Raw genomic sequence first — 9,012 nt, 5'->3', positions numbered from 1 at the left:
GGTGGGTCCCGGGGTACTCCTGGGACCCACCTGGGTGAGGTGGTGGCTTATCGCCCCACTCGTCGCCTACCCTGTACCGCGGTCCACCGCAGCGTCGCTGGCTACACCACCGTCGACGTGCCCGCCCAGTAAGGAACTGACACCGACGTGACTGGCCTTCGTATCGCCCTCGAGGTGCTGCTGGTGCTGACCAGCCTCCTGCTCATCCCGCTCGTCCTCCTGCACAAGGGCAAGGGCGGCGGCCTGTCGGACATGTTCGGCGGCGGCATCACGAGCAGCGCCGGGAGCTCCGGCGTCGCCGAGCGGAACCTCAACCGGATCACCGTCGGGACGGCGCTCTTCTGGACGGTCATCATCATCCTGCTCGGGCTGCTCGAGAAGACGGTCTGAGGCGGTCGGCGATGGCGAGCGGGAGTGCGATCAGGGGATCGCGGGTCGGCGCGGGTCCCATGGGCGAGGCCGAGCGGGGAGACACCGCACCGCGGATCTGGGTCTCGTACTGGTGCGCCAACGGCCACGAGACGCGCCCCAGCTTCGCTGAGGAGGCGGCCCTCGACGCCCCGGTGACGTGGGACTGCCCCCGCTGCGGGTTCCCCGCCGGGCAGGACCAGGAGAACCCTCCGTCGCCGTCCAAGAACGAGCCGTACAAGACGCACCTGGCCTACGTGAAGGAGCGGCGGTCCGACGAGGACGGCGCCGCGATCCTCGACGAGGCGCTGGCGGCGCTCCGCGCGAAGCGCGGCGGCTGAGCAGACCTGAACGACGAAGGGGCCTCCGAGATCGGGGGCCCCTTCGTCGTGCGCGCGGGACGGGTCAGTCGCGGACCCGCAGGAGCGCGAAGCCGTCGTGCCCCTTGCTGCCGACGGTCTGGACGACCGTGCTGTCGTAGCGCGGGTGGCCCGTGAGCAGGCCCACCATCGAGCGAACCCCCTGCACCCGCTCGTCGGGGTGGGACGGCTCGATGACCGCGCCGCCCCGGACCACGTTGTCGACGACGACGACCGCACCGGGACGAGTCAGCGACAGCACCTGCTCGAGGTAGCGGGGGATCGACTCCTTGTCGGCGTCGACGAACACGAGGTCGAACGGCTCGGCACCGTCGGCGATCAGCCCGTCCAGGGTCGTGGCGGCCGGCCCGACGAGGACGTCCACGAGCTCGCCGACGCCGGCCCGGGCCAGCGACTCCGTGGCGACCCGCGCGTGCTCGGGGTCGATCTCGAGGGTGGTGAGCCGACCGTCGGTGGGCAGGGCGCGGGCCAGCCAGACGGTGCTGTACCCGCCGAGCGTGCCGATCTCGAGGATCCGCCGCGCCCCGATGCTCTGCGCGAGCAGGTGCAGGAGCTTGCCCTGGTTGGGGGCGACCGCGATGTCGGGCAGGCCCGCGGCGACGGCGGCGTGCCGGGTCTCGACCAGCGCCGAGTCCTCCGGGGCGAGGACCGAGAAGTAGTGGTCGACGTGGTTCCAGAGCTCGGTCGGCGTCTCCGGGGCGGCGGGGAAGGCCGAGGACGTCGTCGCGAGCGCGGCGGGCGTGCCCAGACCCTCGGTCGCGGCGATGTCGACCAGCCACAGCGTCCGCTCGGTGCCCAGGGCGCCGGAGGCTGGCGTGGTCGTGACCGGGGCCCCGCGCAGGGCGGACGCGACGGCGGTGGCCTTCTCGGCGCCGGCGGCGACCACCCAGACCTCGCGCGCGGCGCGGATCGCGTCGTAGGTGAGCGAGACGCGCTCGGGCGGGGGCTTCGGCGATCCGTGCACCCCGGTCGTGGGCCGGCCGGTGACGCCGAGCGCCTCGTGGCCGGGGAACAGCGACGCGACGTGGCCGTCCGGTCCCATGCCGAGCAGCAGCACGTCGAAGGCGGGCGAGCCGGCGTCGGCGAGCGACTGCGCGTACGCGTCGGCCGAGGCCTCGGGCGTCGGCACGTCGTCCGAGAGCGCGGGCATCGCGTGCACGTTCTCGACCGGCAGGGCCTCACCCAGCGCGTCGATGAGCGCGTCGCGGGCCTGCGTCTCGTTGCGGTCGGGGTGCCCGTCGGGCAGGAACCGCTCGTCGCCCCACCACAGGTGCACGCCGGTCCAGTCGACCGCGTCCCGCACCGGGCTGGCCGCGACGGCAGCCAGGGACGCGATGCCGACCGTGCCCCCCGTGAGCACGACGTGCACGGGGGAGCGGTGCGACTGCACGTCGACCAGGTGCGTGAGCAGCCGCGCCGCCACCGACTCCGCGAGCACCCGTGCGTCCGGGTGGACGACGACGTCGCGGGTCACGCGTCGATCCTCGCGAGGCCCTTCTGCAGCACCTCGCCGTAGACCTCGTCCGCGTCGAGCCGCCGCAGCTCCTCCGCCAGGCACTCGCGCAGCTGGCGGATGGGCAGGGCGATCCGGTGCTCGGGCTGGTCGGGCTGCCGCAGCGCGGCCGTCTTGCCGTCCGGACGGTCGAGCACGATGTCGCCCGACGAGCGCTCCAGGCGCACCTGCGTGATCGCGAGGGCGTCCTTCACCCGCTCGATCTCCACCGGGCAGCGCAGCGCGTAGGCCAGCCAGGCCGCCATGAGGTCGACCGACGGGTGCGTGCTCTCGCCGACGACGACGGCCTTGTGCACCTGCTCGTACGGCGGCTGGTCCAGCGTCGCGGCGATGARGCCGCGCCACAGGGTCGCCCGCGTCCAGGCGAGGTCGGTGTTGCCGTCGGTGTGGGACGCCGCGAGCTTGCGCAGCGCGGCGTTGGGGCGCGCGCACTGCGTCGTGTCGGTGATCCGGCGCGTCGCCATGTGCCCGAGCGGGTGCTCGGCTGGGTTGTCCGGGATCTCGTACGGCCACCACGTGACGATCGGTGCGTCGGGGAGCAGCAGCGGGATGACGAGCGTGTCCAGGTGACGCTCGAGCTGCCCGGACGGCCGCAGCACCAGCACCTCGCTGGCGCCGGCGTCGCCCCCGAGCCGGATCTGCGCGTCCAGGTTCGACGCGCGGTCCTTGCTGTCGTTCGCCAGGACGATGACGCGGCACGGGTGCTCGCGGCTCGCGTCGTTCGCGGCGTCGATCGCCTCGTCGGGGTCGCGGTCGCCCACCGAGATGATGAGCGTGAGCACCCGACCCAGCGCGATCGCGCCGCCCTCGTCCCGCTCCTTGAGCAGGCGCTTGTTGATGTCGCGCGTGGTCGTGTTCGGCATCTCGATGATCATGGCCGCCTCCAGACGCGACCGTCGCGCGCCATCATCTTGTCCGCCGACTCCGGTCCCCACGTGCCGGAGCGGTACTCCTCCGGCTTGCCCCTGTCGGCCCAGTAGGCCGTCACCGGGTCGAGCACCTTCCAGGCCAGCTCGACCTCCTCGTGCCGCGGGAACAGCGGCGGGTCGCCCAGCAGGACGTCGAGGATCAGGCGCTCGTAGGCCTCGGGGGAGGACTCGGTGAACGCGTGCCCGTAGCCGAAGTCCATCGTGACGTCCCGGACCTCCATGGCGGTGCCGGGCACCTTGGCGCCGAACCGCAGCGTCACGCCCTCGTCGGGCTGCACGCGGATGACCAGGGCGTTCTTGCCCAGCTCCTCCGTGGCGGTCGACTCGAAGGGCAGGTGCGGCGCGCGCTTGAACACCACGGCGATCTCCGTGACACGCCGGCCGAGCCGCTTGCCGGTCCGCAGGTAGAACGGCACCCCGGCCCAGCGGCGGTTGTCGATGTCCACCCTGATCGCGGCGAACGTCTCGGTGGTGGACTCCGGGTTGAAGCCCTCCTCCTCGCTGTAGCCGACGACCTTCTCGCCGCCCTGCCACCCCGCCGCGTACTGGCCGCGCGCGGTGTGCTTGCCGATCTCGCGGGGCAGCCGCACCGCCGACAGCACCTTGATCTTCTCCGCCGTCAGGCTGGAGGCCTCGAACGACGCCGGCTCCTCCATCGCGGTGAGGGCGAGCAGCTGCAGGAGGTGGTTCTGGATGACGTCCCGGGCCGCACCGATGCCGTCGTAGTAGCCCGCGCGGCCGCCGATGCCGATGTCCTCGGCCATCGTGATCTGCACGTGGTCGACGTAGTTGGCGTTCCAGATGGGCTCGTACAGCTGGTTGGCGAAGCGCAGCGCCAGCAGGTTCTGGACCGTCTCCTTGCCCAGGTAGTGGTCGATCCGGAAGATGTCGTCCGGGCGGAAGACGCTCGAGACGATCTCGTTGAGCTCCTGGGCGCTCTTGAGGTCGTGCCCGAAGGGCTTCTCGATGACGACGCGGCGCCACTTGCCCTCCTCCGGCTGCGAGAGGCCGGACCGCGCCAGCTGCTTGCAGACGACGGGGAACGCGCTCGGCGGCACGGAGAGGTAGAACGCGTGGTTGCCGCCCGTCCCGCGGGAGGAGTCGAGCTCCTCGACCGTGTCGCGGAGCCGGTCGAAGGCGTCGTCGTCGTCGAACGTGCCCTGGACGAAGCGGATGCCCTCCGAGAGCTGGCGCCACGTCGCCTCACGGAACGGCGTGCGGGCGTGCTCCTTGACCGAGTCGTGCACGATCTGCTCGAAGTCCTGGCGTGCCCAGTCGCGCCGCGCGAAGCCGGTCAGCGCGAACCCGGGCGGCAGGAGGCCGCGGTTGGTCAGGTCGTAGACGGCGGGCATGAGCTTCTTGCGGGCGAGGTCGCCCGTGACGCCGAAGATGACCAGCCCGCACGGGCCCGCGATACGCGGGAGGCGGCGGTCGCGCGGGTCGCGCAGCGGGTTGTTTCCCGCGGAGACCTTGCTCGGGCTCACCTGGCGTCCCCGGACTCGTTCTGCTTCGCGGCGGCGGCGAGCCCGTCGGTGACCGTCGTGAGCAGCTCCCCCCAGCTGGTGGTGAACTTCTCCACGCCCTCGTCCTCCAGCTGCTCCGTGACCTGGTCGATGTCGATGCCCACGGCCGCGAGGCGGTCGATGACGCGCTGCGCCTCGGCCTGGGTCCCCGTGACGGTGTCGCTGCCGTCGCCCCCGTGGTCCGCGACGGCCTTGAGGGTGGCCTCGGGCATCGTGTTGACGACGCCCGCGACGACCAGCTCGTCGACGTACAACGTGTCCGGGTAGGCCTTGTCCTTGACTCCCGTGGAGGCCCAGAGGGGCCGCTGCGGGTGCGCGCCGGCGGCGGCGAGCGCGGCCCACCGGTCGGCGGCGACGACCTCCTCGTAGACGCCGTAGGCGAGCCGGGCGTTCGCGATGGCTGCCTTGCCGCGCAGTGCGGCGGCCTCGGGTGTGCCGAGGGCGTCGAGCCGCGGGTCGATGGCCGTGTCCACGCGGGAGACGAAGAACGACGCGACCGACGCGATCGGTGCCAGGGCGTGGCCGTTGGCCTGGGCGCCCTCGAGCCCCGACTGGAAGGCGTCGAGCACCGCCCGGTAGCGCTCGAGCCCGAAGATCAGCGTGACGTTGACGCTGATGCCCTCGGCGAGCACGGCCGTGATGGCGGGCAGGCCCTCCAGCGTCGCGGGGATCTTGATGAAGACGTTGGGCCGGTCGACCGTGGCCCACAGCGCCTTCGCGGACGCGATCGTCCCCTCGGTGTCCCGCGCCAGACGCGGGTCGACCTCGATGGACACGCGGCCGTCGACGCCGTACGTCGCGTCGTACACGGGCCGCAGCACGTCGGCGGCCTGCCGGACGTCGTCCGTGGTGATGCGGAAGACCGCGTCGTCCACGTCGGCGCCGACGAGCTCGCGCAGCTGCGCGTCGTAGGCGTCACCCTTCGCGAGCGCGCTCGCGAAGATCGACGGGTTGGTGGTCACGCCGACGACGCCGCTCTCGGCGATCAGGTCGGCGAGGTTCCCGGTGCGCAGACGCTCGCGCGAGAGGTCGTCGAGCCAGATCGCTACGCCGGCGTCCGCCAGCCGTGCCAGGGGGGTRCTGTTCGCTGCCATGGTCGATCCCCTTCTCCCGCACGCCGGCCCCGGAGCCCGGGGCCGGCGTGACCGTTCAGACTCAGACCTGCTGGTCGCCCGTCAGACCAACGTTGTTCGGGAGGCCGGCCGTGGTCGCCGGCCCGACACCGCCGCGCGCGGCGGCGATCGACTCGTGCGCCGCCGCGACGACGGCCTCGGGCGTGAAGCCGAACTCGCGGAACAGCGTCTTGTCGTCGGCCGACGCCCCGTAGTGCTCGATGGAGACCGAGCGCCCGGCGTCGCCGACGAGCTTGTGCCAGGACAGCGCGATGCCGGCCTCGACCGAGACGCGCGCCCTGACCGACGAGGGGAGCACCGACTGGCGGTAGTCCTCGTCCTGCTCGCCGAACCACTCGAGCGACGGTGCGGACACCACGCGGGTGGCCACGCCGGCGGCCTCGAGCGTCTCGCGCGCTGCGACGGCGAGCTGCACCTCGGACCCCGTGCCGATGAGGATGACGTCCGGCGTGCCGCTGCTCGCCTCGAGCAGCACGTACGCGCCCTTGGCGACGCCCTCGGTCGTCGCGTAGCCGTCCTCGCCGCGCGGGAACGTCGGGACGTTCTGGCGCGTGAGGACGAGGGCGACGGGCCCGGTGGTGTGCTCGATGGTCGCGGCCCACGCCGCCGCCGTCTCGTTGGCGTCGGCCGGGCGGACCACCGTGAGTCCGGGGATCGCGCGGACGGCCGCCAGGTGCTCGATCGGCTGGTGCGTCGGGCCGTCCTCGCCGAGGCCGATGGAGTCGTGCGTCCACACGTAGACCGCGGGGACCCCCATGAGCGAGGCGAGACGGACCGAGCCGCGCATGTAGTCGCTGAACGTGAAGAACGTCCCGCCGTACGGCCGGGTCAGGCCGTGCAGCCGGATGCCCGACAGGATCGCGCCCATCGCGTGCTCGCGGATGCCGAAGTGCAGGGTGCGACCGAACTCGTCGCCCGCGAACTCGTGCGTGGACCGCTTGGCGGGGATGAAGGACGGCTCGCCCTTCATCGTCGTGTTGTTCGAGCCGGCGAGGTCGGCCGAGCCGCCCCACAGCTCGGGCAGCACGGGGGCCAGCGCGCTCAGCACCTCGCCGGACGCCGCGCGGGTGGCGACGGCCTTGCCCGCCGGGAACACCGGGAGCGCGTCGGTCCAGCCGTCCGGCAGGTCGCCGGCGACGAGCCGGTCGAGCAGGGCGGCCTTGTCGGTGTTCGCGGAGCGCCAGGCGTCGTAGGCGGTCTGCCACTCGGCCTTGGCCGGGGCGGTGCGCGCCGAGAGGCCGCGGGTGTGCGCGATGACCTCGGGGTCGACCTCGAAGGTCTTCTCGGGGTCGAAGCCCAGCAGCTCCTTGAGGCCCGCGATCGCCTCGCCGCCCAGCTTGGACCCGTGCGACGAGTGGTCGTTCGTCTTGGTGGGCGTGGGCCACGCGATGAGCGTGCGCAGGCCGATGAACGACGGGCGGTCGGTGACGGCCTTGGCCGCCTCGATCGCGGCGTGCAGGGCGTCGACGTCCTCGCGGTAGCCGTCGGGGCCACCGGTCCAGTCCACGAACTGCACGTGCCAGCCGTAGGCCTCGTAGCGCGCGACGACGTCCTCGGTGAACGCGATCTCGGTGTCACCCTCGATCGAGATGTGGTTGTCGTCCCACACCACGATGAGGTTGCCGAGCTCCTGCGTGCCGGCGATGGACGAGGCCTCGGAGGTGACGCCCTCCTGCAGGTCGCCGTCGGAGGCGATGACGTAGACGAAGTGGTCGAACGGGCTGGTGCCCGGCGCCGCCTCGGGGTCGAGCAGGCCGCGCTCGCGTCGCGACGCCATCGCGAAGCCCACGGCCGAGGCGAGGCCCTGGCCCAGGGGACCGGTGGTGATCTCGACACCCGTCGTGTGCTTGTACTCCGGGTGGCCCGGGGTCTTCGAGCCCCAGGTGCGCAGCGCCTCCAGGTCCTCGAGCTCCAGGCCGAAGCCCGCGAGGTAGAGCTGGATGTACTGCGTGAGGCTGGAGTGGCCGGCGGACAGGATGAACCGGTCGCGGCCGAGCCAGTGCGGGTCCGCCGGGTCGTGCCGCAGGACGTTCTGGTAGAGCAGGTAGGCGGCGGGGGCGAGGCTGATCGCCGTTCCCGGGTGCCCGTTGCCCACCTTCTCGACCGCGTCGGCGGCCAGGACACGCACGGTGTCCACCGCCCGCAGGTCGAGGTCCGTCCATCCGACCGTCTCGGCCAGGGGAGCTTTCGCGTTCACCGCACCTCATTCCCACCCGCGCCGTCGGCCGGGTGTCGTGTCCGACGAGATCGGGCACCCACAGCGGGATGCCGGGCACAGGTGGGACGTCGCGCCGACGTGGCGGTCGTCAGACCGTGCGATCCGACCCTATAGCGCACCTGGCAGGTGCCGCCGGGCGTGACCACGCGAGCGACGAGCGACAGATCTCACACCACCCGTGCGGCGTTCCGTGGCTCGCGTCGCGCCTCGGCGCAGGTCCAGGCCGTAGCATGGCTGCGCGAGATCTCCCCGCCGGAACACGAACGGAACCGCAGCGCGTGCGCCTCAGCAGCCCCCTGTCAGTCGATGACGCCGGAGCGTCCTCCGCGTCGACCCCGGCAGCCGCTGAGAAGGCCGTCCTGCAGGCTCCCGCCGGCCCCCTCGCACGCGTCCGGAACAAGGTCGGTCCGTACGTCGCGCTGACCAAGCCGCGCGTCATCGAGCTGCTGCTGGTCACCACGCTGCCGACGATGATCCTGGCCCAGGGCGGGTTCCCCCCGTTCGGCCTGGTGGTCGCCACGCTGGTCGGAGGCGCTGCCGCGGCCGGGTCCGCGAACGTCCTCAACTGCTACCTCGACCGCGACATCGACAAGATCATGAACCGCACCAAGCGGCGGCCGATCGTCACCGGCGAGATCTCCCCGCGGGCCGCGCTGGTCTTCGGGCTCGCGCTCGGGGTGCTCTCGCTCGCGTGGCTCGCCGTCATGGTGAACCCGGCGTCGGCGTGGCTCACGGCGGCGGCGATCCTCATCTACGTCGTCGGCTACACCATGATCCTCAAGCGCCGCACGCCGCAGAACATCGTGTGGGGCGGCGCCGCGGGCTGCATGCCGGTGCTCATCGGCTGGTCGGCCGTCACCGGGGGCGTCTCGTGGACCGCGGCCCTGCTGTTCGGCGTGATCTTCTTC

8 protein-coding genes are annotated in these 9,012 nt (G+C 72.4%); 3 read left to right on the top strand and 5 right to left on the bottom strand.

Annotated elements, in window-relative coordinates; all coding sequences use genetic code 11:
- Window positions 1-147 precede the first annotated feature (147 nt).
- Both secG and ACXJKG_RS16415 read left to right on the top strand, forming a co-directional pair.
- On the top strand, window positions 148-390 hold the full coding sequence (secG, locus tag ACXJKG_RS16420) for a preprotein translocase subunit SecG (RefSeq protein WP_456846816.1): 243 nt from the start codon (window positions 148-150) through the stop codon (window positions 388-390).
- Window positions 391-401: 11 nt separating this feature from the next.
- Window positions 402-749: an RNA polymerase-binding protein RbpA gene (locus ACXJKG_RS16415; protein WP_370503994.1), complete on the top strand. Its 348-nt coding sequence runs from the start codon at window positions 402-404 to the stop codon at window positions 747-749.
- Window positions 750-813: 64 nt separating this feature from the next.
- On the opposite strand, the gene pgl is transcribed toward ACXJKG_RS16415, so the two are convergent.
- The 5 genes from pgl to tkt all read right to left on the bottom strand — a co-directional run bounded on the left by pgl (window position 814) and on the right by tkt (window position 8,083).
- Window positions 814-2,262 carry a 6-phosphogluconolactonase gene (gene pgl / locus ACXJKG_RS16410; RefSeq protein WP_456846815.1) on the bottom strand — a complete coding sequence of 483 codons (1,449 nt, stop codon included), beginning with the start codon at window positions 2,260-2,262 and terminating at the stop codon, window positions 814-816.
- Window positions 2,259-3,176: a glucose-6-phosphate dehydrogenase assembly protein OpcA gene (locus tag ACXJKG_RS16405; RefSeq protein WP_456846814.1), complete on the bottom strand. Its 918-nt coding sequence runs from the start codon at window positions 3,174-3,176 to the stop codon at window positions 2,259-2,261. Before ACXJKG_RS16405 ends, pgl begins: the two co-directional genes overlap by 4 nt.
- Window positions 3,173-4,714, bottom strand: coding sequence for a glucose-6-phosphate dehydrogenase (gene zwf, locus ACXJKG_RS16400; RefSeq protein WP_456846813.1), 1,542 nt, complete (start codon window positions 4,712-4,714; stop codon window positions 3,173-3,175). The genes ACXJKG_RS16405 and zwf overlap by 4 nt, the downstream gene beginning before the upstream one ends.
- Window positions 4,711-5,847 (bottom strand): transaldolase, encoded by a 1,137-nt coding sequence (tal, locus tag ACXJKG_RS16395; protein WP_456846812.1) that lies wholly within the window; start codon window positions 5,845-5,847, stop codon window positions 4,711-4,713. The genes zwf and tal overlap by 4 nt, the downstream gene beginning before the upstream one ends.
- A gap of 61 nt (window positions 5,848-5,908) precedes the next feature.
- Window positions 5,909-8,083, bottom strand: a complete 2,175-nt coding sequence (gene tkt, locus ACXJKG_RS16390; RefSeq protein ID WP_456846811.1) for a transketolase — start codon at window positions 8,081-8,083, stop codon at window positions 5,909-5,911.
- Window positions 8,084-8,382: 299 nt separating this feature from the next.
- Here tkt and ACXJKG_RS16385 point away from each other — a divergent pair.
- Window positions 8,383-9,012 (top strand): heme o synthase (locus tag ACXJKG_RS16385; RefSeq protein WP_456846810.1); only part of this gene is annotated, 630 nt, incomplete at its 3' end.

The organism is Cellulomonas sp. P5_C6 (assembly GCF_054049635.1).
The sequence above is the reverse complement of the archived record's forward strand: the minus strand, read 5'-3'. Positions and strand labels throughout refer to the sequence as shown.